The 24,311-nt window shown below is 67.8% G+C and carries 26 protein-coding genes and 1 tRNA gene; 15 read left to right on the top strand and 12 right to left on the bottom strand.

What is annotated here, in order from left to right:
- The first annotated feature begins 9 nt into the window (after positions 1-9).
- Together ABD727_RS12635 and ABD727_RS12630 are read left to right on the top strand one after the other, a co-directional pair.
- On the top strand, positions 10-501 hold the full coding sequence (locus ABD727_RS12635; RefSeq protein WP_344707741.1) for a hypothetical protein: 492 nt from the start codon (positions 10-12) through the stop codon (positions 499-501).
- Between the two features lie 55 nt (positions 502-556).
- Positions 557-925 (top strand): hypothetical protein, encoded by a 369-nt coding sequence (locus tag ABD727_RS12630; protein WP_344707739.1) that lies wholly within the window; start codon positions 557-559, stop codon positions 923-925.
- 760 nt (positions 926-1,685) lie between these two features.
- Here the strand turns inward: ABD727_RS12630 and ABD727_RS12625 are convergent.
- A complete protein-coding gene (locus tag ABD727_RS12625; RefSeq protein ID WP_344707738.1) occupies positions 1,686-1,979 on the bottom strand; it encodes a hypothetical protein in 294 nt (97 codons plus the stop codon).
- A 166-nt stretch (positions 1,980-2,145) separates the two neighbouring features.
- On the opposite strand from ABD727_RS12625, the gene ABD727_RS12620 reads away from it, so the two are divergent.
- Complete coding sequence (locus ABD727_RS12620) at positions 2,146-2,868, top strand: Crp/Fnr family transcriptional regulator (protein ID WP_344707737.1); 723 nt, start codon at positions 2,146-2,148, stop codon at positions 2,866-2,868.
- Positions 2,869-3,058: 190 nt separating this feature from the next.
- Here the strand turns inward: ABD727_RS12620 and ABD727_RS12615 are convergent, their stop codons facing one another.
- Positions 3,059-3,730 carry a glutathione S-transferase family protein gene (locus ABD727_RS12615; RefSeq protein ID WP_344707736.1) on the bottom strand — a complete coding sequence of 224 codons (672 nt, stop codon included), beginning with the start codon at positions 3,728-3,730 and terminating at the stop codon, positions 3,059-3,061.
- 56 nt (positions 3,731-3,786) lie between these two features.
- Here ABD727_RS12615 and rlmB point away from each other — a divergent pair, with 56 nt between their 5' ends.
- The 6 genes from rlmB to ABD727_RS12585 all read left to right on the top strand — a co-directional run bounded on the left by rlmB (position 3,787) and on the right by ABD727_RS12585 (position 8,820).
- Complete coding sequence (gene rlmB / locus ABD727_RS12610) at positions 3,787-4,533, top strand: 23S rRNA (guanosine(2251)-2'-O)-methyltransferase RlmB (protein ID WP_344707735.1); 747 nt, start codon at positions 3,787-3,789, stop codon at positions 4,531-4,533.
- On the top strand, positions 4,533-5,150 hold the full coding sequence (locus tag ABD727_RS12605) for a DNA-3-methyladenine glycosylase family protein (RefSeq protein WP_344707734.1): 618 nt from the start codon (positions 4,533-4,535) through the stop codon (positions 5,148-5,150). Before rlmB ends, ABD727_RS12605 begins: the two co-directional genes overlap by 1 nt.
- A 26-nt stretch (positions 5,151-5,176) precedes the next feature.
- A complete protein-coding gene (locus ABD727_RS12600; RefSeq protein ID WP_425566791.1) occupies positions 5,177-5,746 on the top strand; it encodes an NADPH-dependent FMN reductase in 570 nt (189 codons plus the stop codon).
- Positions 5,743-7,206 (top strand): FGGY family carbohydrate kinase, encoded by a 1,464-nt coding sequence (locus ABD727_RS12595; protein WP_344707732.1) that lies wholly within the window; start codon positions 5,743-5,745, stop codon positions 7,204-7,206. The genes ABD727_RS12600 and ABD727_RS12595 overlap by 4 nt, the downstream gene beginning before the upstream one ends.
- A gap of 530 nt (positions 7,207-7,736) precedes the next feature.
- A complete protein-coding gene (gene arsC / locus ABD727_RS12590; protein ID WP_344707731.1) occupies positions 7,737-8,159 on the top strand; it encodes an arsenate reductase (glutaredoxin) in 423 nt (140 codons plus the stop codon).
- A gap of 10 nt (positions 8,160-8,169) precedes the next feature.
- A complete protein-coding gene (locus ABD727_RS12585; protein WP_344707730.1) occupies positions 8,170-8,820 on the top strand; it encodes an aquaporin in 651 nt (216 codons plus the stop codon).
- Between the two features lie 56 nt (positions 8,821-8,876).
- On the opposite strand, the gene ABD727_RS12580 is transcribed toward ABD727_RS12585, so the two are convergent.
- Positions 8,877-8,947, bottom strand: a tRNA-Gly gene (locus ABD727_RS12580).
- A 238-nt stretch (positions 8,948-9,185) separates the two neighbouring features.
- On the opposite strand from ABD727_RS12580, the gene ABD727_RS12575 reads away from it, so the two are divergent.
- The 5 genes from ABD727_RS12575 to pip all read left to right on the top strand — a co-directional run bounded on the left by ABD727_RS12575 (position 9,186) and on the right by pip (position 13,497).
- Positions 9,186-9,395, top strand: coding sequence for a hypothetical protein (locus ABD727_RS12575; RefSeq protein WP_344707729.1), 210 nt, complete (start codon positions 9,186-9,188; stop codon positions 9,393-9,395).
- A gap of 134 nt (positions 9,396-9,529) precedes the next feature.
- Positions 9,530-10,375, top strand: a complete 846-nt coding sequence (locus ABD727_RS12570) for a hypothetical protein (protein ID WP_344707728.1) — start codon at positions 9,530-9,532, stop codon at positions 10,373-10,375.
- Positions 10,376-10,422: 47 nt separating this feature from the next.
- On the top strand, positions 10,423-11,154 hold the full coding sequence (locus ABD727_RS12565; protein WP_344707727.1) for a 16S rRNA (uracil(1498)-N(3))-methyltransferase: 732 nt from the start codon (positions 10,423-10,425) through the stop codon (positions 11,152-11,154).
- A gap of 10 nt (positions 11,155-11,164) precedes the next feature.
- On the top strand, positions 11,165-12,535 hold the full coding sequence (locus ABD727_RS12560; protein ID WP_344707726.1) for a glutamate--cysteine ligase: 1,371 nt from the start codon (positions 11,165-11,167) through the stop codon (positions 12,533-12,535).
- 2 nt (positions 12,536-12,537) lie between these two features.
- A complete protein-coding gene (gene pip / locus ABD727_RS12555; protein WP_344707725.1) occupies positions 12,538-13,497 on the top strand; it encodes a prolyl aminopeptidase in 960 nt (319 codons plus the stop codon).
- Here pip and ligD read toward each other — a convergent pair.
- A complete protein-coding gene (ligD, locus tag ABD727_RS12550; protein WP_344707723.1) occupies positions 13,494-16,103 on the bottom strand; it encodes a DNA ligase D in 2,610 nt (869 codons plus the stop codon). The genes pip and ligD overlap by 4 nt on opposite strands.
- A gap of 84 nt (positions 16,104-16,187) precedes the next feature.
- On the bottom strand, positions 16,188-17,096 hold the full coding sequence (gene ku, locus ABD727_RS12545; RefSeq protein WP_344707722.1) for a non-homologous end joining protein Ku: 909 nt from the start codon (positions 17,094-17,096) through the stop codon (positions 16,188-16,190).
- A gap of 73 nt (positions 17,097-17,169) precedes the next feature.
- Here ku and ABD727_RS12540 point away from each other — a divergent pair, with 73 nt between their 5' ends.
- Positions 17,170-17,499, top strand: coding sequence for a hypothetical protein (locus ABD727_RS12540; protein WP_344707721.1), 330 nt, complete (start codon positions 17,170-17,172; stop codon positions 17,497-17,499).
- Positions 17,500-17,508: 9 nt separating this feature from the next.
- Here ABD727_RS12540 and phoB read toward each other — a convergent pair whose 3' ends face one another.
- From phoB to ABD727_RS12505, 7 genes are all read right to left on the bottom strand, one after another.
- On the bottom strand, positions 17,509-18,198 hold the full coding sequence (gene phoB / locus ABD727_RS12535) for a phosphate regulon transcriptional regulator PhoB (RefSeq protein WP_344707720.1): 690 nt from the start codon (positions 18,196-18,198) through the stop codon (positions 17,509-17,511).
- The gene (phoU, locus tag ABD727_RS12530; protein WP_344707719.1) at positions 18,198-18,893 is read right to left on the bottom strand and encodes a phosphate signaling complex protein PhoU; all 696 of its coding nucleotides are present in this window, start codon (positions 18,891-18,893) and stop codon (positions 18,198-18,200) included. The genes phoB and phoU overlap by 1 nt, the downstream gene beginning before the upstream one ends.
- Positions 18,894-18,906: 13 nt before the next feature.
- On the bottom strand, positions 18,907-19,653 hold the full coding sequence (gene pstB, locus ABD727_RS12525) for a phosphate ABC transporter ATP-binding protein PstB (protein WP_344708081.1): 747 nt from the start codon (positions 19,651-19,653) through the stop codon (positions 18,907-18,909).
- 195 nt (positions 19,654-19,848) lie between these two features.
- On the bottom strand, positions 19,849-20,742 hold the full coding sequence (gene pstA, locus ABD727_RS12520) for a phosphate ABC transporter permease PstA (protein ID WP_344707718.1): 894 nt from the start codon (positions 20,740-20,742) through the stop codon (positions 19,849-19,851).
- Complete coding sequence (gene pstC / locus ABD727_RS12515) at positions 20,735-22,126, bottom strand: phosphate ABC transporter permease subunit PstC (RefSeq protein ID WP_344707717.1); 1,392 nt, start codon at positions 22,124-22,126, stop codon at positions 20,735-20,737. The genes pstA and pstC overlap by 8 nt, the downstream gene beginning before the upstream one ends.
- A 23-nt stretch (positions 22,127-22,149) precedes the next feature.
- Positions 22,150-23,184: a substrate-binding domain-containing protein gene (locus ABD727_RS12510; RefSeq protein WP_344707716.1), complete on the bottom strand. Its 1,035-nt coding sequence runs from the start codon at positions 23,182-23,184 to the stop codon at positions 22,150-22,152.
- A 110-nt stretch (positions 23,185-23,294) separates the two neighbouring features.
- Positions 23,295-24,299, bottom strand: coding sequence for an ATP-binding protein (locus tag ABD727_RS12505; protein WP_344707715.1), 1,005 nt, complete (start codon positions 24,297-24,299; stop codon positions 23,295-23,297).
- Positions 24,300-24,311: the final 12 nt, after the last annotated feature.

Genomic DNA, 24,311 nt, shown 5'->3' with positions numbered 1-24,311 from the left:
CTTGCGCCTTTGCTGGCCCTGACATTGCTGTCATCCTGCGAGGAGGAGCGACAGCCACCTGCGACATTTCTATTCGAATTGCTGCCGGTCAGCGGCAGTCTGGCCGATGCGCGGCGCGCCGGATTAACCGACTGCGTTTCGCACAATGTCGAGATGCGGTGCCGCAAGGAAGGCCTGTTCTTCCGGCGGCACGGACCATTCAGCGCGGCCGTCGATCTTGGCGGCGGCGATGGTGCGGGCGGCTTCGATCACCTTACCTTGTGGCATTCCTCGGACCAGAGCGCCCTGGTGGCCGTCACCAATGACTTGCGCAGCGAGGGCTGGAGCGAATGCCTGACCCCGTCGGGGGCCGACTGGAAGGGTAAGGCCATCTACCAGCAAAGAGGGTCGCCGGTCTTCCTCGCGCTGGATCTGACCTATTGGGACAGACGCAGCCTCACGCTGTTTCGGGCGGTGCCGACGAACATTCCAGCGTGCCGCGCGCATGGGCAAGCGGGGTGAGCATGGCGACGTTCGACCCATTGCGGACCTCCGGGCCTTAGTTATCGAAACCGCCATGGAACACGCATCGCTCGTTGCCTTTCTGGAAGGCAAACTCGCGCCGGAGCAGTTTGGCGACGAAGTCGGCGCGGAGGTGAGCGCCTGTAATCAAGCGTTCCGCTCAAAAGGCTTGGGCTACATTGTCGTCAGCGATGGGCCTTGCACCATCGTTACCCGCGACCATGCGAAGCGCCTTTTGGAGGCCGTAGCGGATCAGCGACTGACCTTCCAGATCGCGAACTATGCGGCGGACTGTATCATCATGAGCGACGACTTCGAGTTTGCGGACGATGCGGTGAACGAGGCGATCTACTTCGTTGAGGATGACAGTGTCGCACCAACGCTTGAGGAAGTGCGAGCAGCCATCGAGCAACTCTCACGCTGACGTCCGCTTTCCACCCAATCAGGACATTCACCGAACGACACGTTGTCAGCTCGGCGGACCTCCGCCAACTCATGCCTGTTCTCAAATTGTCGTGAGCGGGCGGCGTGGTGAGAAGGGGTCGGGGCAAAGTCAGAGCATGTCTGCCCAAGTGCCAGCCGCCGCGGCACCGTAGTCGTCGTCGAGGCGACAGGCCTTGCCGCTTCCCTCAGCCACCCGATCGCCAGCACCTTCATGGGGATCGACAGGCCGGTAGTCGCGCCGCAGCCGCGCTGGAGCAGGACCGCTCATCGTGGTCACGGAAGCGATAACGGACCGCGCGGACACCTCCGGGAAGACATTCCGCGCAACGCCTAAATCTATGTTATAAATCGCCTGATTATAATTGCTTATCCTCGGTCGGCGACCTGAGTCGCGCCGACGGGGGAACGGATCATGAGTGGCAGGCAGGCCGACCGCGACTACTATCGACAACGGGCAATCACCGAGTGGGCCCGAGCGTGCGAGGGCGCTGATCCTCGGGTCGTGGCCTGTCATCTCGAACTCGCCAGGCGATACGAAGCGCTGGCTCGGGACAATGAGCCGGCGCACCTTGCAATGCCGATGCTGGCGGCTTGAGGTGGCCGAAAGCAGCGAGCGATATCGGACAAGGGAGCTGGAAGAGCGTCGCCTTGCCGATCTTACGGAAGGCGAAGCGCAGGTCATTCACCGGCTCAGCGCCGACCTCTACGGCGAGATCTGCCGGCAACTCGAAGCGGAAGGTTCAGACGATCGTGGGGCCGCTGCTCGGCAGGTCGATGGCCAGGCTCGTTCCGATCGCCTCGAGTAGCACGATTGGTCCCGCGAGACTCTCAGGGTCGGCGCCACGATCATGGGCGCTTTCCTCGGCGACCTCTGCCGCCACCGCGACGATCTCGACCGCATCCGCGATCGCGATCACGTTTCGAGCGATCAGGCCGTGCAGCAGGCTTTCCACGAGAAGCAGGGCGGCCCGGCCATGCGCGTCGGCGTTCGGTGGCCGTGAACCATCCGCATTGTCGTTCAGCGTGACCGTCACCGATACTCTCCTTAGGCGCGAAGCTTCGCGGCCGCCGGAGCTGTGAGGAATCAAGCCGACGCATGATCGATATAGGGCCGGACGCCCTGCCACCAATCATCCAAATCAACTTTCGACAATAACTTTACCGAATATGAAATTGGGCTTCACTGTGTGACTGTGCTCCATGCCTAACCAGTTCATCAAAAAACTCCGTGGTTTCGGGAGGTTAGGCGAGGCTGACGTCGAAGCGCTCAAGCGCGCCACCGCCCGCCCGCGCCGATTGCCCCAGAAACACGACCTCATCCGGGAAGGCGACCGACCGGGACCCGTGTTCGTGATCCTCGAAGGCTGGGCCCATCGGTACAAGATTCTTCCGAACGGCACGCGTCAGGTTCTCGCTTTTCTCATGCCCGGCGACGCCTGCGACCTTCACATCGGTCTGCTCGGCGAGATGGACCACAGCATCCAGACACTGACCAATGCGCTCGTCACCACCATCGGCCGCGACGAGATCGAGAAGATCTTCGTTGATCATCCGCGGATCGCCAATGCGATGTACGTCTCGCAACTGGTGGACGAGGGCACCATGCGGGCGTGGATCACCAGCATGGGCCGTCGCACCAGCATCGAACGCGTCGCCCACCTCATGTGCGAGCTGTTCATCCGTGCCCGGAACATCGGTCTGCAGACCGAACCGGTGTTCGACCTGCCGCTGTCGCAGCTTCTGCTTGCGGACTCGCTGGGGATGACGGCGGTTCACCTCAATCGGGTGCTGAAGGAGCTCCGCCAGGAAAATGTGATGACCCTGACCCGCGGCTGCGTGTCCATCGTCGATATCGGCAAGCTGATCCGCATCGCCGGCTTCGACGACAATTACCTGCATCGCCGGATCCGCGCCGCGGCCTAGGGCTGCACTCGTCTTGCAAAGTAGGATTCGCGCTGCTTAGTTCACCGGAAGGGTTCGCCTCTTCGTTCTTTCAACCTGTCAGCTCAGCTTTGCGACCTGTTGCCTGAATGCACCAGAATGGTTGTTAGAAAAGGAGGTTGGAAGGCGTACGGAAACCCGGCACCCTGTGAACTTCGAGAACTTCGGGGCCTCAGAAGTCCACTTTGTCGTAATGTTGTGGCGGAACGATCACTTCCATGCGTTCCCCGAGCAACGGTCGGAAGGCCGGCCGGCTCTTCATCACCGAATACCAGTCCTTGGTCTGCTTGTGCCCGCGCCAGTCGACCGCGCCGAGATAGTCGATGACCGAAAGGTGCGCCGCCGCGGTGAAGTCGGCGAGGCTCAGCGCCGGGCCCGCCAGCCAGCGCCGGTGGTCGAGCAGATAGTCGAGATAGTCGAGGTGGTTGTTGCCGACCCGCATCGCCTCGCGAAGCACCCGCGTGTCGGGGCTCTCCTTGCTGACCAGGCGCTTCCGCATGCGCTCGACCATCAGAGGCTCGACCACCTCGTGGAACAGCTTCTCGTCGAACCATTCGGTCAGCCGGCGGATCTCGGCGCGCTGGGCGGCGTCGCCGTGGATCATCGGCACCTTCTCGATCGTCTCGTCGAGATATTCGGCGATCGGCTGGCTTCCGATCAACGTCACCCCGCTGTCGCTCTCGACCAGCACCGGCGTTTCGCCGGCCGGGTTGAGGTCGAGGAACTCGTCCCTCCGCTCCCACGGGTTCTCGCGCACCAGCTCGGCGGGGACGCCCTTTTCGGCCATCACCAGCCGGACCTTGCGGGAGAAGGGACAAAGCGGGAATTGCAGGAGCTGCCACATGGCTCCGGCTTTAACGCGGCTTCACCGGGGGGCAAGGCGAAGCTACAGACGGCGGCATGTCCCGTCGCAAGAAGTCGCACCAGTCGAGCCACGGCTCCGCCAACCGTCCCCGTTTCTGGGGCAAGCACGCCGTCGCCGCGGCCCTCGACAATCCCGATCGCAAGGTCCTGAAGGCCTGGGCGACGCGCGAGGCGGCGGGCTTCATGAACTTCCCGCCCGAGGTCGCGGTGACCTTCGCCGAAGCCGCCGATCTCGGCCGGCTGGTCCCCTCCGACGCGCCGCACCAGGGGGTGGTGATCGAGGTCGAGCCGCTTGAGGACGTGTGGCTCGGCGACCTCCTTTCGGAGGCCGACGACAAGGCGGTGCTGCTGGTCCTCGACCAGGTCACCGACCCGCAAAATGTCGGCGCGATCCTGCGCTCGGCGGCGGCATTCGGGGCGATCGGGATCGTCACCCAGGACCGCCACGCCCCGCCCGAGAGCGGCGCCCTCGCCAAGGCCGCTTCGGGGGCGCTCGAGCGGGTGCCATGGGCTCGGGTGGTCAACCTCGCCCGCGCGCTCGAGGAGATCGCCGAGGCGGGCTTCTGGCGGATCGGGCTCGCCGGCGAGGCGCGCTCGACCCTCGGCGAGGCGCTCGGCCCGCAGCGCGTGGCGCTGGTGCTCGGCGCCGAAGGCCCCGGCATGCGCCAGAACATCCGCGAGCATTGCGACGCGCTTGCCAAGCTTCCGATCAGTCAGGCGGTCGAGAGCCTCAACGTGTCCAACGCCGCCGCCATTTCGCTTTACGCCGCGACCGTCGCCTGATGGTCCACTCGCCCGAGGAGTTCGGCCGCGGGCTCGACCATCTCGCCTCCGCCGAGCCGAGCTTCGCCGCGGTCCTCGAGCGGCTCGGCCGACCGGGCCCCCGCGTCCATCCGCGCGGCGCGGCGGCGCTGATGCGGACCATCGTCGGCCAGCAGGTCAGCGTCGCCGCGGCGGATTCGATGTGGGGCAAGCTCACCGCCGCCTATGGCGATCCGCCCGATCTCGAGCGCCTGCTCTCGGCAACCGACGAGGAACTGCGCGCGCTCGGCCAGTCGCGGCAGAAGGCGGGCTACCTCCGAAGCCTCGCCGCGCTGACCCACTCGGGCGAACTCGACCTCGACGCGCTGCCCGTCGAGGACGAGGAAGCGATCGCGCACCTTACCCGGGTCAAGGGCATCGGCCGCTGGTCGGCCGAGATCTATCTCCTCTTCGCCGAGGGGCGGGGGGACGTCTTCCCGGCGGGTGACCTCGCAGTGCAGATCGAGCTCGGGCGGCTGCTCGGCACCGACGAGCGCCCGTCCGAGAAGTGGCTGCGCGAGCGGGCGGCGGAGTGGTCCCCCTATCGCGGGGTCGCCGCGGTGCTCGCCTGGCACAGCTACAATACCAAGGTGCTGTAGCGATGGCGCCGCGCTAGAGGATGGCGATGGAGCCCACTTCCCCCCGCCGGATCGTCGCCATCGGCGGCACCATGCGTCCCGGCAGCAGCACCGAGCGAGCGCTGGCGATTGCAGCCGCCGCGGCCGAGGCGGCGGGCGGCCACGTCACCAGCTTCGGCGGCGACTATATCAGCCACCTGCCACACTATCGCGGCCCGCAGTGGAGCCATGACAGCGGGCGCGAGCTGGTCGAGGCAGTGCGCGCCGCCGACGGTATCCTGCTCGCCAGCCCGGGCTACCACGGGACCGTCTCGGGCATGGTCAAGAACGCCATCGACTATCTCGAGGAGCTGGCGGAGGATCGCCGCCCCTATCTTGACGGGCGCCCCGTCGGACTCATCGTCACTGCCTTCGGGCACCAGGCGGCGAACAGCGGGATGACGACGTTGCGGACCATCGCCCATGCCCTGCGCGGCTGGCCGACCCCGTTCGGAGCGGCGGTCAAGCTCCATGCCGACAGCTTCGACGCCGAGGGCAGCTGCCTCGATCAGGCGGTCCGCGGCCAGCTCGAGCTGGTCGGCCGGCAGGTGGCGCAGGCGGCCGGACGGCTGGGGTGACCGAGCGGGCCATCCTGGTCCTCGACGCCGGCACCAGCTCGACCCGCGCCATCCTCTACGCCGCCGACGGCACCGTCCTCGGCCACTGCAGCCGCGAGCTGACCCAGCATTATCCGGCGCCCGGGCTGGTCGAGCATGATGCCGACGAGATCTGGCGCCACAGCCTCGCCTGTGCCCGCGAGATGGTCGCGGCGGCGGGCGGGGCCGAGCGGATCGCCGGGATCGGGATGACCAACCAGCGCGAGACGGTGGTCGCCTGGGACCGCGCGACCGGCGCGCCGCTCGCTCGCGCCACCGTCTGGCAGGACCGCCGCACCGCCGACGCTTGCGAGGCGCTGCGCGAGGCGGGGCACGAGGGCCTGGTCCAGCGCCGCACCGGCCTCCTCCTCGACCCCTATTTCTCGGCCACCAAGATGGCCTGGCTACTGGCCAACGAGCCGGCGGTGGCGAAGGCGGGGGAGCGGCTCGCCTTCGGAACGGTCGAGAGCTGGCTCGCCTTCAAGCTCAGCGGGGCGCACCTCAGCGACGTCAGCAACGCCAGCCGGACCCTCCTCTTCGCGCTCGACGGCCACGACTGGGACCCGGAGCTGCTGGCCCTGTTCGGAGTGCCCCGCGCGGCCCTGCCCGGGATCGTCGGCAATGCCGGCCGCTTCGCCGAGAGCCGGCCCGAGCATCTCGGCGGCGCGATCCCGATCACCGGGCTGGCCGGCGACCAGCAGTCGGCGACGATCGGCCAAGGCTGCCTCGCCCCCGGCCAGACCAAGCTGACGCTCGGCACCGGCGCCTTCGTCCTCACCAACCGCGGAACCCAGCCGCCTCGCGACCCCGGTCGCCTGCTCGGCACCATCCTGTGCGAGGTCGGCGGAGTCCGCCACTATGCGCTGGAAGGCGCGGTGTTCGTCGCGGGGAGCCTGATCCAGTGGCTTCGCGACAACCTCAACCTTCTCGACACCGCCGCCGAGACCGAGGCGCTGGCCCGCTCGGTCCCCGACAATGGCGGGGTGGTCCTGCTGCCCGCGCTGTCGGGTCTCGGCGCGCCCTACTGGAAGCCGCAGGCGACCGCGACCATCGCCGGCCTGACCTTCGCCGCGACCAGGGCTCACGTCGCCCGGGCCGCGCTCGAGGCGGTGAGCCACCAGCTGGTCGACCTCGCCGAAGCCTTCGCGGCGGCGGGCGCGCAGTGGGGCACGCTGCGCATCGACGGGGGCCTGTCCGCCAACGACTGGCTGGCGCAGGACCTCGCCGACATGACCGGGCTGGCCGTCACCCGCCCGAGCGACGTCGAGACCACCGCCCGCGGCGCGGCGCTGCTGGCCGCGGTCGGCGCCGGCCTCCACCCCGACCTTCCCGCCGCGGCGGCGGCGATGATCCCGAGCGGGGTCCGGTTCGAACCGCGGGACCTCGGCGCGGAACGGTCGCGGCGATTGGACGCCTGGCACCTGCTGGTGGCGCAGGCCTGACCTCCCGCCGGCCGACGTTGCAGGGAAAGCGCAGGATCGTTGCCGCCGCGCCACGGAAATTTCGGAAATGGGCCCGGGAAGCGCCCGAAGTTCACGAAGTTCACAGGGTGCGGGGTCTTCGCAGACCATTGCGCCCCTTCTTAATGAACCATTTTGGTGCAATTATGCCACAAAGCCCGTCCCGCGGAAGCAACCTTGGGAGCCAGGACAAGCGGTCTTGGGCCGCCGGTTCGACAAGGGGAAAGAGCAAGCGGAAGAACCGCTCCGGTAAGTAGAGCAGTCGAATTCCTACTTTGCAAGTGCTGGACGGGCGGACAGGTAAGGGCCTGGCCGGGGTGTCGGCTTCATTGTTGGCCGTGCAAGCCGACGATCAGCGCCAGACGAGAGGCGACGACCTGCTCCGCCGCACGGCCGCGCCCGCGTTTGTGGCCTCTTTCGCGGGGCGGTGGTCGTGATCCGCTTCCAGGTGCCCGGTGGGTGGAAAGCGGACGTAGCAGGCCCGTAACATCGCGCTCATATGTCCAGCCAACATGGACGTCATCATCTATCACAATCTCGATTGCGGCACGTCGCGCAACGCACTGGGAATGATCCGCAACGCAGGCATCGAGCCGCACGTCATCGAGTATCTCAAGACCCCGCCAAGCCGCGCACTGCTCGTCTGGCTCATGCAACGTGCCGACCTGTCGGCACGCGACCTTCTACGGCAGAAGGGGACGCCTTATGCGGACCTTCGCCTCGACGATGCGCAACTCAGCGAAGGCCAGCTAATCGACGCGATGATCGCGCATCCGCTCCTCATCAACCGGCCCCTGGTCGTATCGCCACTCGGCGTGAAACTCTGCCGGCCTTCCGAAGCGGTGCTGGAGTTGCTTCCGGCAAACCAGAAACTCCCTTTCACGAAGGAAGATGGCGAACAGGTTCTGACCGACGACGGATCGCGTGTCCGGTAACTCGCCGGCCATGGTTCGAAGGCTTGCGAGCGAAGGACTGGGTTCCTTCTTCCTGTTCGCCTGCGTCATCGGCTCCGGCATCATGGCCCAGGACCTCAGTGCCGGAAACGATGCGGTGGCGCTGCTGGGCAATACACTTGCCACGGCAGCCATGCTGTTCGTGCTGATCACCATATTCGGGCCCATCTCGGGCGCACATCTGAACCCCGCCGTCAGCCTTGTCGCTGCGTTGCGGAGAGAGCTTAGGTGGCGCGATGCCATTCTTTACACGTCGACGCAGCTAGTCTTCGGCATTCTCGGCGCGTGGGCGGCGCACCTGATGTTCGACCTGCCGGCGCTACAGCTCTCGGTGAAGGGGCGCACCGGAGTTGGTCAGTGGATCGGGGAGGCGATCGCTACCTTTGGACTTGTGCTGACCATCCTGGGCTCTGTCCGCTCTCGCCGGGAGTGGGTTGCTCCAAGCGTGGCGCTCTACATCACAGCCGCATATTGGTTCACGTCATCGACCAGCTTCGCCAATCCGGCGATCACGATTGCACGAAGCCTGACGAACACCTTTGCCGGCATTGCCCCGCACGACGTTCCTCCGTTCATCATCGCTCAGCTTGTCGGGGCGGGAGCGGCGGCACTGCTTGCAAGGTGGTTGATCGATCCCAGCTAATGTCCGCAACGGGCGGACGTGGACGGTCGCCGAGCTGCTAGGTGCTGTTTAGGATGAGCGGGTGAAGGGAATCGAACCCTCGTCGTAAGCTTGGAAGGCTTCTGCTCTACCATTGAGCTACACCCGCGAGACATCGACCCGGTCCGTGCTTGCCGCTGCCGTGGCAGCGCCGCCGTGGCTGGTCGGTGCGTCGCGGGTGCAGTGCCATCCTCGGCACCCATCCGTCAACCTGCCGACGGCGCGGAAGGTGGCGCGCGCATGCCTGCTGGTGCCGCGAAGAGTTCGGTCTGGATTGGGGGCAAGGACAAGGCCGCGCAGAGGGCCGGCGCCCCAGAGGCAGTTCCTCCTGACCAGAGGAACGCACGATGAACCACCGCTACCGTATCACCGCCGACCGCCTTGCCGCCTGCGGTGCCTTCCTGATGCTCTCGGGCACCGCGCCCGCCGCGGATGGATCCTGGATCACCGGCGTGCCGCGCGCCGCCCTGCTGACCAATGCGCCCTTCGAAGCCTGCCGCGTGCCCTTCGAGACGGCGGCTCCGTTCGTCTATCGCTACCGACCCTGTTGGGAGTGACCCGGGGCCGACGCGGAGCCAGATGGCGAGGAGACGCCGGGGGCTGAGCCGCGCCTTGCGGGGGCAGGCGGATCTGTCGACTTGCCATGGGGCGAGTGCGCGGCCAGTCTCGCGGGCGCTCCAGTGGAGGCTCCATGCGTCATCCCGTCCTCGCGTTTCTTCTCCTCGCCCCCGGATTCGTCGCCGCGCCGACGTACGCGCAGGCGGTGCCGGCCGCTCCGATGCTCGACCGGTGGGAGGTGGTGGTCGCCCCGGGCAAGTGCACGCTGTCGCGGCGCTACAGCCAGCCGGCGGCGACGCGGCTGACGATCGACACCGATGTCGGGACGGGCGACTATTCGCTATCGATCGCGATGCCCGGGCTCGAGCGGCAGCCGGTCGGGCTTCCGGGCGAGGCGGTGCTCAAGGCGGACCGCAAGACCGCGGCGCGCGGCTTCGTGACGGTGTTCCGCGAAGGGGAGGCGGGCGCTCCGCTGCTCGCCAACATGGCCGGGCTGTCGGCGGGCGCGATGACGGCGCTCGCCGCGGCGCGCGAACTCAGCATTTCGGGCGAGCAGCTGCGGGTGAAGCCGCTCGCGCTTCCGGCTGCCGCGCAGGCGATGGCGGCGCTTAGGACCTGCGAGAATGAGCAGATGGTCGAATGGGGCGCCGATCCGGCGCAGTTCGCGCCTGGCGGGAGCATGCCGCGGGTCCGCGACCTCCATGCGCTGCTGCCGCAGTCGGCGCTGCGCAAGATGCCCTATCCGGCTGGGCCTGCGAACCTGATGCATGTGCTGGTGATCGACGAGCGCGGGGCGGTGGCAAGCTGCGCCTCGTCGGGCGCGCTCGTCGGGGCGCCATTGGAGAAGACGGTCTGCGCCCAGCTCGTCGGCAAGGTGGTGGGGACTCCGGCGAAGGACCCGGGCGGCAAGCCGGTGCGCGGCGTCGTCGGCTACTTCCCGGCGCTGATCCGCTCCTTCATCGTGCAGACGCCGATCTGATCCGCCCGGGCCTTGCCGCCACAAGGCCGCGCGACTAGCGCGCCGACATGACCGCCACCCCTGCCTGGCCGCCGCGATCCTTGCCACGCCTGTTCGTCGAGCAGCCGCTGGCGGCGGATCATGCGGTGTTGCTCGAGGGCAAGCCGGCGCATTATCTCGCCAACGTGCTTCGGCTGGGCGAGGGCGCCGAGCTTCTGCTGTTCGACGGGGCGAGCGGCGAGTGGCGGGCGTCGATCGAGGCGGCGGCGAAGAAGCGGCTGGTGCTTCGGGTGACCGAGCAGGTGCGGGCGGCCGAGACCCTGCCGCCGCTGACGCTCGCCTTCGCGATGATCAAGCGCGCGCCGGTCGAGTGGCTGGTCGAGAAGGCGACCGAACTCGGCGTCGCACGGCTGCAGCCGGTGGTGACCCAGCGGACGGTGGTCGAGCGGTTCAATCCCGAGCGGCTCCGGGCGATCGCGATCGAGGCGGCCGAGCAGTGCGGGCGGACTCGGCTGCCGGAGATCGGCGAGCCGGTGAAGCTGGCGGCATTGCTCGGGGTGCATGAGGGGGCGCTGCTGTTTGCCGACGAGACGGGCGGGGCGCCGATGGCTTCGGTGCTGGTGCCGGGACCGGCGACGATCCTGATTGGGCCCGAGGGAGGCTTCACCCCCGACGAGCGGACGGCCATCCTCGGCGCGGGAGCGGTCGGGGTCGGGCTCGGGCCGCGCATCCTCCGCGCCGAGACGGCGGCGCTGGCCGCGGTCAGCCTCTATATGGCGGGCGCCGGGGATTGGCGCTAACGCGCGAAGCATGACCACTAGGACCGACCTTAGCGACAGCCCCCTCATCACTGGCCGCGACGACCTGCTGGCGGTGTTCTCGGGGGGCGAGAAGCCCGAGGCCGACTGGCGGATCGGGACCGAGCACGAGAAGTTCGTCTATCGCCTCGCCGACCATCGCGCGCCCGCCTGGGACGAGTCCGGCGGGATCCGCGACCTGCTGATGGGGCTGACCGACTATGGCTGGCGCCCGATCGAGGAGGACGGCAAGGTCATCGCGCTCGCCGGGAGCGACGGGACCATCAGCCTCGAGCCGGCGGGGCAGCTCGAGCTGTCGGGTGCCCCGGTCGAATCGCTCCACGAGACCTGCGCCGAAGCCGGGCGGCATCTCGAGCAGGTCAAGGCGGTCGGCGACCGCCTTGGGCTTGGCTTCCTCGGGCTCGGCATGTGGCCCGACAAGGCGCGCGCCGAGCTGCCGATCATGCCCAAGGGGCGCTACGGGATCATGCTCCGGCACATGCCGCGCGTGGGCGGGCTCGGGCTCGACATGATGCTTCGCACCTGTACCATCCAGGTCAATCTCGACTACTCGTCCGAAGCCGACATGGTGAAGAAGTTCCGCGTCGGCCTGGCCCTGCAGCCGCTCGCCACCGCGCTGTTCGCCAATTCGCCGCTGACGGAAGGGCGTCCCAACGGCTTCAAGAGCTTCCGAAGCCATATCTGGACCGACACCGACCCGCACCGGACGGGCATGCTGCCCTTCGTGTTCGAGGAGGGCTTCGGCTACGAGCGCTACTGCGACTATGCGCTCGACGTCCCGATGTACTTCGTCATGCGCGACGGCAAGTACATCGACTGTGCGGGGGAGAGCTTCCGGGCATTCCTCGACGGCAAGCTGCCGCAGCTTCCCGGCGAGACCCCGACGGTCGCCGACTGGACCGACCATCTCTCGACCGCCTTCCCCGAGGTCAGGCTGAAGAGCTTCCTCGAGATGCGCGGGGCCGATGGCGGGCGCTGGGGGCGAATCTGCGCGCTTCCCGCTCTGTGGGTCGGGCTGCTCTACGACGCCGGCGCGCTCGACGCGGCATGGGACCTCGTCAAGCACTGGAGCATCGAGGAGCGCGAGCAGCTTCGCGCCGACGTCCCACGGTTGGCGCTGGAGGCATCGGTGCCCGGCGGGGGCACCGTCCGCGAGCTTGCCGGCCGGGTTGTCGAGATCGCCTCGGCCGGGCTGGCAAGCCGCGCCAGGCTCGACGCGGGCGGGACCAACGAGGTCGGCTTCCTCGATCCCCTGCGCGAAGTGGTGGCGACCGGGGTCACGCCCGCCGACCGGCTGCTCGCCTGGTACCATGGCGCGTGGCAGGGCGACGTCACCAAGGTCTATGACGAGCTGAGCTTCTGACCATGACCGAGCGCCGCACCCTCTACCCGCCGATCGAACCCTATCGCAGCGGCATGCTCGAGGTCGGCGACGGACACAGCCTCTACTGGGAATTGTGCGGCAACCCGCAGGGCAAGCCGGTGGTGTTCCTTCACGGCGGTCCGGGGGGCGGGGCGAGCCCGGCGCACCGCCAGCAGTTCGATCCCGCGCGCTACCATATCCTCGTCTTCGACCAGCGCGGCTGCGGCCGCTCGACGCCCTTCGCAAGCCTCGAGGCGAACACGACCTGGCACCTCGTCGAGGACATCGAGCGGCTGCGGACGCAGGTGATGGATTGCGAGCGCTGGCAGGTGTTCGGCGGGAGCTGGGGCTCGACGCTGTCGCTTGCCTACGCGCAGACCTATCCCGAGCGGGTGACCGAGCTCATCCTGCGCGGGATCTTCCTGTTCGACCAGCATGAGGTCGACTGGCTCTACGAGGAAGGTGGCGCGTCGCAGGTCTATCCGGACGGATGGGACGAGTTCGTCGCGCCGATTCCGGAAGAAGAGCGCGGCGACATGATGGCGGCCTACCATCGGCGGCTGACCAGCGACGACGAAGCGGTGCAGCTCGAAGCAGCCAAGGCGTGGAGCAAGTGGGAGGGCGTGACCGTCACTTTGCTGCCCGATCCGGCGGTGATCGAGGAGTTCACCGAGCCCGCCAAGGCGATCGCGGTGGCGCGGATCGAGAACCACTACATGCGTGCCGGCGGGTGGCTCGAGGAAGGGCAGCTGCTGCGTGGGGTCGAGAAGATCCGGCACATCCCGGGCGTGATCGTGCAGGGTCGCCACGACATGTGCACCCCGCCCAAGGCGGCATGGGAGCTGCACAAGGCCTGGCCGGAAGCAACGCTGCACATCGTCCCCGATGGCGGGCATCTCTACAGCGAGCCGGGAGTGCTCGACCAGCTGGTCCGCGCGACCGACAGGTTCGCCGACGACTAGAAGTCGGGGAGGGCCTGCCTTCCCTGGCCCCACTTCTTCAGGCCCTTGTCCGCCGCCCGGTCGAGGAGGCTTGCCGCGTCGCGGATCGAGAAGATGTTGGCACCCTTGAGGTCAGGCAGTTCGTCCCAGGTGACCGGCGCGGCGACCGGGGCGCCCTCGCGGGCGCGGGCGCTGTAGGGCAGGACCGCGGTTGCGCCGCGCTGGTTGCGAAGCCAGTCGAGGAAGATGCGGCCCTTGCGCTGGTTCTTGCGGATGTTGGCGGTGAAGGTCTCGGGCTCGGCCTCGGCGATCGCGCGGCTGAAGCGCTCGGCGAAGCTCTTGACGGTCGGCCAGTCGCGGCTCTGGTCGAGAGGCGCGACGACGTGAATGCCCTTGCCGCCCGAGAGCAGGGGAAAGGTCTCGAGCCCTAAGTCGGCGAGCATGTCGCGGAGGCGAAGCGCGGCGGTCTTGACGCGGTCGAACCCGAGGCCCTCGTCGGGGTCGAGGTCGAACACCAGCCGGTCGGGCTTCTCGAGGGGATCGATCCGGCTCCCCCAGCCGTGAAACTCGATGGTGTTCATCTGCACGCATTCGAGCGCGCCGATCGGCTCGTCGACGTAGAGATAGTCCTCGGTCGTGCCGTCGCCTTCCTTGACCGGGACGTGGAGCACGTGCGCGCCCATCGAGCCGCTGTCGTGCTTCTGGAAAAAGCAGTTCTTCGAGCGGCCCGAGGGGCAGCGGATGAGGGTCATCGGGCGGTTGGCGAGATCGACCATGAGGAGGTCGGCGACCGCGGCGTAATAGTTGGCGAGATCGCCCTTGGTGAGATTGTCCTCGGGGAAGATGACGCGATCGGGGGAGGTCAGGCGGAGGTCGAAGTCGGCGGCGGTGCGCAGATCCTCCCCGTCGCGGAGCGATGGGGAGGTGGCAGCGGCGGAGCCGCTGTCGGAGGGGCCTTTCCCGACCTTCGCCTTGGCCCCTCCACCACGCCGCTTTGCGGCGCGGTCCCCCTCCCCATCGCTCTGCGACGGGGAGGTTGCGGTCGTTTCCAGCACGACGTCCCTGGCCGGCTTGTCTTCGCGCAGGCCGAGGAAGCTCGGGTGCCGGAGGACGCCGTCGGTGGTGAATTCGGTATAGGCGATCTCGGCGACGAGGGTCGGGTCGATCCAGGTCGAGCCGCGGCGGGCGGTGCGGGGAACGTCGAGCGCGGGCTCATCGCGCTTCATCGGTGCCATGCGTTTGCTCAACGCCTCGATGGTCTTCGTGTCGAAGCCGGTACCGACCTTGCCGACGTAGCGGAGCGTGCCACCTTCGTTGACGCCCAAGTGGAGCGAGCGGAAGCCGCGGCGCTTGTCGCTCGCCTGCCAGCCGACCACGACGAATTCCTGGCGGGCGATGCACTTGATCTTGAGCCAGCACTTGCTGCGGGTGCCGCGATAGGGCGCGCTGGCCTTCTTGGAGATGATCCCTTCGCCCTTGTCGGCGCAGACCTTGTCGAACAGTTGTTCGCCCTTGCCGACGATGTGGTCGCCGTAGACGAGCGGGGCGGGGACGCCCTCGAGAAGCGCCGCGAGGCGCTTCTTGCGCTCGAGGGTGGAGAGCGCGGTGATGTCCTCGCCGCGGTCGACGAGAAGGTCGAAGGCGAAATAGGCGAGGTCGGGGCGGGACTGGCCGCTGCCGCCCTTCACGGTCGACTGAAGAAGCTGGAAGTTGGGCTTGCCATCCTTGTCGAGCGCGACCGCCTCGCCGTCGAGCAGGCAGCCGGGTGGAAGCGTGGCGGCGGCGGCGTCGGTCAGCTCGCCGAAGAAATCGCTCCAGTCCTTGCCGTTGCGGGTCCAGGCGAGCGCTCCGCCCCCGCCGACGCTGAGCAGCAGCCGGTAGCCGTCATATTTATACTCGTGGATCCAGTCCGAGCCGGTCGGCACATGGTCGGCGAGGGTCGCGAGCTGGGGGGCCTGGAAGGCGGGCGGGGACACGACCTTGCGCTTGGTCCGGCCGCCCTTCTTGCCGCCCTTGTTCGATTGCCAGACGTCCTCGCCGGCCGCGATCTCGGCCATGCTGCGGCCGCTCTCGACGCTGGTGAGGCAGGCTTCGACCAGCGCGTCGCCTTCCTCGGGTCTGGCCTCCTCGTCGGTGACCTTCTTGAGCATCCACGCCTCGCCCTTCTCGCCGGGCTTGGGCTTCATCCGGAACATCACCCATTCGCCCTTCATCCGCTCGCCTTCGAGGGTGAAGTGGAGATGGCCTTCCTCGAGGGTCTTGCGCGGGTCCTTGTCGGGATGCGGGATCCAGCGACCGCGGTCCCACAGCATGACCGTGCCGCCGCCATATTCGCCCTCGGGGATGATGCCCTCGAAGCCGCCATAGTCGAGCGGATGGTCCTCGGTGCGCATCGCGAGGCGGTTGGTCTTTGGGTCGAGGCTGGGACCGCGGGGCACTGCCCAGCTCTTGAGGACTCCGTCGAGTTCGAGCCGGAAGTCCCAGTGAAGGCGACTGGCCTCATGCTTCTGGACGACGAAGCTTTCGCCCTTGCCCTTGAGCTTTCGGCCCTTCGGCTCCTTCGTCTTCGCGAAGTCGCGCTTGGCATTGTAGGTGTCGATCGTGAGGCCGGAGGGGCGTTTAGCCACGGCCGTTCTCCTGCACAGGCAGGAGAACGGTGACCTCGAGGGCGCCGCCGAAAGGTACGGGGCCCCAGCGGCCGCAGGAGGGCATCAGCGTTTGCCCCCCGCAGCCTTTCTCGGGGTGGCCGGCTTGCGCGAGGGGGCGGGCTTGGCAGCGGCTTTCTTGGCGGCGGGCTTCTTCGGCGGGGCCGGCTCGCCATTGTCGTTGCTTTCGCCGAGGCTCTTCTTGAGCGCGGCCATCAGGTCGATGACATTGGTCTTGGGCTTCTTCGCGCCGTCGTCGGGGTCCTGGATGACGAGCCCGCCACCCTTGGCCTTGCGCTTCTGGTCGATGAGGCCCTTGAGCGCATCGATGTAGCGGTTGTGGAATTCGCCGGCGTCGAACTTGCCGCTCTTCTTGTCGATCAGGCTGGTGGCGAGTTCGAGCAGGTCGGCGTCGGGCTCGACGTCGTCGATCTCGCGGAAATAGCTCGACGCCTTGTTGAGCTCGTCGGCGTAGCGCAGCGTCTCCATCAGGATTCCGCGGCCGCACGGCTTGATCGCGACGACATATTCCTGGCCGCGCATGGCGAGCTGGCCGATCCCGATCTTGCGGGCTCGGCGGAGCGCTTCGCGAAGAACGATGAACGCCTCCTCGGCGAGGTCGTCGGCGGGGACCACGAAGTAGGGCTTCTCGTAGTAGAGCGCGTCGATGTCGTCGGCATCGACGAAGTGGGCGAGCTCGAGCGTCTTGCGGCTCTCGAGCTTGACGCTCTCGATCTCCTCCGGCTCGAGCAGGACATATTCGCCCTTGCTGATCTCATAGCCCTTGACGATGTCGTCGGTGCTGACCGGCCCGACCCCGGGCACCACCTTCTCATATTTGATCCGCTTGCCGCTCGGCTCGTGGATCTGGTGGAAGGAGATGCTCGCGCCGGACTTGGAGGCGGGATAGATTTCGACGGGGATCGAGACGAGGGCGAGGCGGATCTGTCCGCGCCAGCTGGGACGGGCGGCCATTGGGCAGGCTCCTTGAAAACGTTTCGACCCTGAATCGCTTGGGAGGCGAGCGCGGTTCCGTTACTGTCCACGGATGGTCAACGCCGCAATCAACCCCGCGATCATCGCCGCCGCGCAGCAGGCCGCGCTCTCAGGCAAGGCGATCGCCGATCAGCTGCTCAAGGGCCGGGCGATCGACCGGCGAAGCGCGATCCCGCTCGACCTGTCGGAAAAGGGTTCGGCCGAGGCGCTGGCCTATCTGGTCAAGCGCGAACAGGTGCGCGAGGCGGGGAACGGGCGCTACTGGCTCGACCAGGATGCGATGGCTCGGTCGAGGGCCAATTCGATCCGCTGGGTGGCGATCATCGCCATCTTCCTGTTCAGCGTCGCGGCGAGCCTGGTCGCGCTTCTCGCCGCGTCCTGACGGGTCGGATCAGGCCATCACCGCGTCGAGCGCATAGCCGGCGCTGCGCACGGTCCGGATGAGGTCGGGCTCGCCGATCGCCAGCCGGAGCCGGCGGATGTGGACGTCGACGGTGCGAAGCTCGATCTCCTCGCTGTGCGGCCAGACCGTCTCGAGCAGCTGCTGGCGCGAGAAGACGCGTCCGGGGTTCTCGAGAAAGTGGCGGAGCAGGCGGTATTCGGTCGGGCCGAGCGAGAGGTTCTTGCCGTCGCGCTTCACCCGGTGCGCGACGAGGTCCATCTCGAGCCCGCCATAATCGAGCGCCTGGGCGGCGAGGGCTGGGCGGACCCGGCGCAGCACGGCCGCGGCGCGGGCGACCAGCTCCTTGGGGCTGAACGGCTTGGTGATATAGTCATCGGCGCCGGTCTCGAGCCCGCGGACCCGGTCGTCCTCCTCACCGCGCGCGGTCAGCATCAGGATTGGCAGGTTGGCGGTGGCCGGGCGGCGGCGCAGGCGGCGGCAGACCTCGATCCCGCTGATCCCCTCGATCATCCAGTCGAGGACCATGATGTCGGGGCGGATCTCCTCGGCGAGGATCAGCGCTTCCTCGCCGTCACCGGTGCGCGTGACGACATAGCCGTCGCGCTCGAAATGGAAGGTGATGAGGTCGGCGAGCGAGCGGTCGTCCTCGACCAGCAGGAGGCGCTTGGCCCCGGCCATCAGCTGGACAGCCCTTCAGCGCCCTTGACCCGGTCCGCCATCTGCTGGCCGGTCGCGGCGTAGAAGACCATCTCGGCAATGTTGGTGGCGTGGTCGCCGACCCGCTCGAGGTTCTTGGCGACGAACAGCAGGTGCGCCGACTGCCCGATGATGTGCGGGTTCTCCATCATGTGGGTGAGGAGCGTGCGGAAGATGCTGTCGTAGAAATCGTCGACCGCCTTGTCGCGCTCGCACACCCGAAGGGCGGCGTCGGAGTCGCGCTGGACGAAGGCGTTGAGCACGTCATGGACCATCGCGGTGGCGATGCGGGCCATTTCGGGCAGCAGCGACAGCGGCTCGATCTTGGCCGCGCCTTCTAACAGCGGCACGCGCTTGGCGATGTTCTTGGCATAGTCGCCGATGCGCTCGACCACGCCCGAGATCTTGAGCGCGGCGACGACGTCGCGAAGGTCGCCAGCCATCGGCGCACGCAACGCGATGATCTGGATCGCGCGGCGTTCGGTCTCCGCCTCGAGCGCGTCGATCTTCTTGTCTTCCTCGATCACCCGAAGCGCGCCGTCGAGGTCGCGCTCGGACAGGCAGCGCATCGCCTCGATGATCGCATGCTCGGCCCGGCCGCCCATCTCGGTGATGAGCGCCCGGAGGCGGTCGAGATCCTCGTCGAAAGCCTTCAGCGTATGTCCCTGAGTTGCCACAGATAAGCTCCCCTCAGCCGTAGCGGCCGGTGATGTAGTCCTGGGTGCGCTGCTCGCGCGGATTGGTGAAGATGTCGCTCGTCTTGCCGTATTCGATCAGTTCGCCGAGGTGGAAGAAGGCGGTCCGCTGGCTGACCCGCGCCGCCTGCTGCATGTTGTGGGTGACGATCGCGATGGCGTAGCGGCCGCGAAGCTCGTGGATGAGCTCCTCGATCTTGGCGGTGGCGATCGGGTCGAGCGCCGAGCAGGGCTCGTCCATCAGGATGACCTCGGGGTCGACCGCGATGGCGCGGGCGATGCACAGGCGCTGCTGCTGGCCGCCCGAAAGCGCAGTGCCGCTTTCGCCGAGGCGATCCTTGACCTCGTCCCACAGGCCCGCGCGGCGAAGGCTCTTCTCGACGATCGCGTCCATTTCGTCCTTGCCGCTGGCGAGGCCGTGGATGCGCGGCCCGTAGGCGACGTTCTCGAAGATCGACTTGGGGAAGGGGTTGGGCTTCTGGAACACCATGCCGACCCGGGCGCGGAGTTGGACGACGTCCATGTCGGGCGAGGTGATGTCTTCGCCATCGAGGGTGATCGTGCCGGTCACGCGGGCGCCGGCGATCGTGTCGTTCATCCGGTTGAGGCAGCGCAGGAAGGTCGACTTGCCGCAGCCCGACGGGCCGATGAAGGCGGTGACCTTGTCGTCGTGCACCTCGATCGAGACGCCCTTCAGCGCCTGCTTCTCACCGTAATAGACCTTGACGTCCTCGGCCCGCATCTTGGGCGAAGTGCCGGGGTCGAGGTCGACCGCCGGGGCCGCACGGTTTGTCGATGCCGACTGCTGCTCCTCGGGTGGAAGGCCGGGGGCGAGGGGATCGTTCTCGGACGCCACGCGCGCGACCACAGTCGACGGGAAGGGTACCGCCGAGTTGGTCAGGATGGGCTGCTTTTCGTCGGTCATTGGTTGCGGGCCTTACCAGCGGCGCTCGAAGCGATTGCGAAGATAGATGGCGAGGCCGTTCATCATCAGCATGAACAGCAGGAGGACGATGATCGCGGCGCTGGTCTTCTCGACGAACGCGCGATCGACCTCGTCGGACCAGAGGAAAATCTGGACCGGGAGAACAGTGGCGGGGTCGGTGATCCCCTGCGGCGGCGAGACGATAAAGGCGCGCATGCCGATCATCAGCAGCGGTGCGGTCTCGCCCAGGGCGCGGGCCATGCCGATGATGGTGCCGGTAAGGATCCCAGGCAGCGCGAGCGGGAGGACGTGGTGGAAGACGACCTGCATCTTCGACGCGCCGACCCCGAGTGCGGCGTCGCGGATCGAGGGCGGCACCGCCTTGATGGCGTTGCGCCCGGCGATGACGATTACCGGCATGGTCATCAGCGCGAGCGTCAGCCCGCCGACCAGCGCGGCCGAGCGCGGCAGGTTCATGACGTTCAGGAACACCGCGAGGCCGAGCAGTCCGAAGATGATCGAGGGCACCGCGGCGAGGTTGTTGATGCTGACCTCGATGAAGTCGTTCCAGCGGTTCCGCTTGGCGAACTCCTCGAGGTAGACGGCGGCCAGCACCCCGACCGGGAAGGCCAGCGCCATCGTCACGATGATGGTCAGGAACGAGCCCTTGAGCGCGCCCCAGACGCCAACCATCATCGGGTCGGTCGCGTCGCTCGCGGTGAGGAAGGTGGACGAGAAGCCGCCGACCCCGCGGACCGTCATGGTGACGAGCAGGAAGGCGAGGAAGGCGAGGCTGACGCCGACGGCGAGCAGCCCCAGCGCCTTGAACCGGCGCTCGGCGGCGTAGCGGCGGGCGATGCGCTTGGTCATCGCCTCGCTCGCCCAGCGGGACGAGGGCTTATTCATAGGCTTCCCGGTAGCGGCGGACGACCCGCAGCGCGATGAGGTTGAGGAGCAGGGTGACGAGGAACAGCACCAGCCCGAGCGCGAAGGCGGCGAGGGTCTTGGGGCTGTCGAACTCTTGGTCGCCGGTCAGCAGCTGGACGATCTGGGTGGTGACGGTGGTCACGCTGGCGAACGGGTTGGCGGTCATGTTGGCGGCAAGGCCGGCGGCCATGACCACGATCATCGTCTCGCCGATCGCCCGGCTGATCGCCAGAAGCACGCCGCCGACCACGCCGGGAAGGGCGGCGGGAAGGATGACCTTGCGGATCGTCTCCGAGCGGGTCGCGCCCAGCGCCAGGCTGCCGTCGCGCATCGACTGGGGAACGGCGGCGATGCTGTCATCGGCCATCGAGCTGACGAAGGGGATGATCATCACGCCCATGACGAGCCCGGCGGCGAGCGCGCTTTCGCTCGAAGCGCTGCTGATACCGATTGCGAGCCCGAGGTCGCGGACCAGGGGGGCGACCGTCAGCGCGGCGAAGTAGCCGTAGACCACGGTCGGCACGCCGGCGAGGATCTCGAGCAGCGGCTTGAGCAGCTTGCGCAGCTTCGCCGGGGCATATTGGGTGAGGAAGATCGCGCTCATCAGCCCGAGCGGGATGGCGACGATCATCGCGATGATCGCGCCGATGAAGATGGTGCCCCAGAAGAGCGGGATCGAGCCGAAGGCGCCCGACGAACCGGCCTGGTCGGCGCGGATCGCGACCTGCGGGGACCAGGTCGTGCCGAACAGGAAGTCGCTGGCGTCGACCATCGAGAAGAAGCGCATCGTCTCGAACAGCAGCGAGAGGACGATCCCGAAAGTCGTCAGGATCGCGATCAGCGAAGCGGCGACGAGCAGGCCCATCACCCAGCGCTCGACCCCGGCGCGGGCGCGAAGCGTGGGCGAGACGCGGGTGATGGCGAAGCCCGCGCCGGCGAGCGCGAGGAGCAGGGCGAAGCCGCTTCCGATCAGCCCGTAGCGGCCGAGCGCGGCCTCGTAGACGGGCACGAGCGCCTGGGCGAGCGGGTTGAAGGCGAGGTCGGAAGCACCGGTCGCGACCGCTGCAGCCTCGGACAGGATCGAATCGCGGGCGAGGTCGAAGGCGGGAAGCTGCTGGCCGGCGGGGCTGGCGAGCACGTCCTGCTTGACCAGCCCGCCCTGGACCGGAGCCCAGATGGCAAGGAACAGCAGCGCGGGAAGCGCGGCCCACAGCGCGGCATAGATGCCGTGGTAGGTCGGCAGGCTGTTGAGCCGCCGACGCGTGCTGCCGGCGCCCTGCAGCCCCGCCGCGCGCCCACGGGCGACGACGAAGGCGGCAGCGGCCACCAGCAGCACGACAAGCAGGCCGAGCCCGATACTCATGATGGCGCGGCCTCAGCCCGTCTTTACTTGAGGGTCGACGGGTCGAGCGGCGTCATGCCGGTCGCGGCGGCGTTGGCGGTCGTGGCGTCGGCGCCCTTGAACGGGACCAGGCCACGCTTCTCGAGCAGCCCGCCGGTGCTCCACTCCTTTGCGAACTGCGCAAGGAAGGCCTTCATCGACGGCTTGACCGCCGCATGCTCGCCCTTGGCGTAGATGTAGAGCTTGCGCGCGCCGGGGTAGGAGAGGTCCTGGATGGTGGCTTCGGTCGGAAGCACGCCGCCGACCTCGACTGGGCGGATCTTGTCGGCGTTGGCGGAAAGGAAGCTGTAGCCGAGCACGCCGATGGTGCCGGGGTCGGCCTCGACCTTCTGGACGAGAAGGTTGTCGTTCTCGCCGGCCTCGACGAACAGGCCGTCCTCGCGCACCTTGGTGCAGAGGTCCTTGTGCTTGGCCTCGTCGCTCTTCTTGAGCGCCTTCATCGCGGGGTCGCTCTCGCAGCCCTTGGTGAGCATCAGTTCGGCGAAGCTGTCGCGGGTGCCGCTGGTCGGCGGCGGGCCGAGGACCCGGATCTTGAGCGCGGGAAGCGCCGGATTGACGTCCTTCCAGGTCTGCGCCTTGTTCGGCCCCTTGCCATAAGGGTTGGCGGCGACGGCGGCGTAGATGTCGGCAAGGCTGACCTTGAGCGGCTCGGCCTTGTTCGATTCGATGAGAGTCAGCCCGTCGATCCCAATCGGCACCTCGATGACCTGCTTGGCGCCGGCGGCGGCACAAGCGTCATACTCGCTCTTCTTCATCGGCCGGGAAGCGTTGACCATGTCGGGGAAGTTCTGCCCGACGCCACCGCAGAAGAGCTTGATGCCCGAACCGGTGCCAGTCGATTCGACGATCACGCTGGTCCCGGCATTGGCCTTCTGGAAAGCCTCGGCGACTGCGGTCGTGAACGGATAGACGGTCGACGAACCGACGATCTTCAGCTGGTTGGCCGCATTGCTGCTGTTGCCGCCGCCACAGCCACCCATCAGCGCCGCCAGGGGCAGCACAAGCCACATCTTGGTCATTGACTATCCTTCGTATTCGGGCGGACCACCCGCCCCCCGAGGCGCGGCCTAGGCCCGTGCTACGGGCCCTCCTGTGACACCAAGATGACAGGCTGATGACAGCGGCCGGCTCAGCCCTGCGGGAGGCGGATCTCGACCTCGGTGCCCTGGCCGACCCGGCTCCGGATCTCGAGCTGGCCGCGATGGCGCTCGACGATCTGGCGGACGATGGCGAGCCCGAGCCCGGTGCCGCCGCTGTCTCGGCTGCGCGCCGCATCGACCCGGTAGAAGCGCTCGGTCAGGCGGGGGATGTGGCGGGCGGCGATGCCCTCGCCATGGTCGCGCACGAGGAGCCGCTGCCAGCGGCCGTCCTGCTCGAGGGAGACCTCCACCTGCGCCTCGGTACCCGGGCGGCAGCCGTAGCGGAGGGCGTTGTGGAGGAGGTTATCGACCAGCTGCCGGAGCTGGGCGGGATCGCCGCTGACCGCGGGCAATGGGTCCGCGAGCGCGAGCTGGATGGCGCAGGAGCGTTCACGGGCGAGCGCTTCCGCCGCCGTGGCGGCCTCGCGGACCAGTTCGGGCAGCGAGACGCCGGTCTTGAGAACGGCGAAGCGGCCGGCCTCGATCCGCGACAAACCCATCAGGTCGCGGATGATGGCGAGCATGCGCTCGGCCTGGACCTGGATCTGCTCGCCGAAGCGACGGCGGGTCTCGTCGTCGAGCGGCGCATCGTCGGCGAGGGTTTCCGAATAGCCGAGCACCGAGGCCAGCGGGGTGCGCAGTTCGTGGCTGGCGTTGGCGACGAAATCGACCTGCGCCCGTTCGGTCGCGCGGCGGGCCGACTGGTCGGTCAGCCGGACGAGCAGCAGCCCGGGGTCGAGCCGCTTGATGCGGACCAGCCAGCTGCGGTCGATGCTTCCGATTCCGAGCACCTCGAGCTTGCGGTCGCCACCCGCAAGGATGGCGTCGAGCGCCTGCGGCTGGCGGATGGCGAGGCGGATATTCTGGCCGACCAGCCCCTCGCCGAGCAGGCTGCGGGCAGCGGGGTTGGCGGCGACGGTGCGCTCGCCCGAGACCAGCAAGGTGGGTTCCTCGAGCGCGTCGAGCAGTGCGATTGCGATCGGAGGAACGGTCATGCCGCCGGAATG

Origin of the sequence: Sphingomonas swuensis, from assembly GCF_039538045.1 — a bacterium.
In the GTDB taxonomy this organism is placed as follows: domain Bacteria; phylum Pseudomonadota; class Alphaproteobacteria; order Sphingomonadales; family Sphingomonadaceae; genus Sphingomicrobium; species Sphingomicrobium swuense.
The sequence above is the reverse complement of the archived record's forward strand: the minus strand, read 5'-3'. Positions and strand labels throughout refer to the sequence as shown.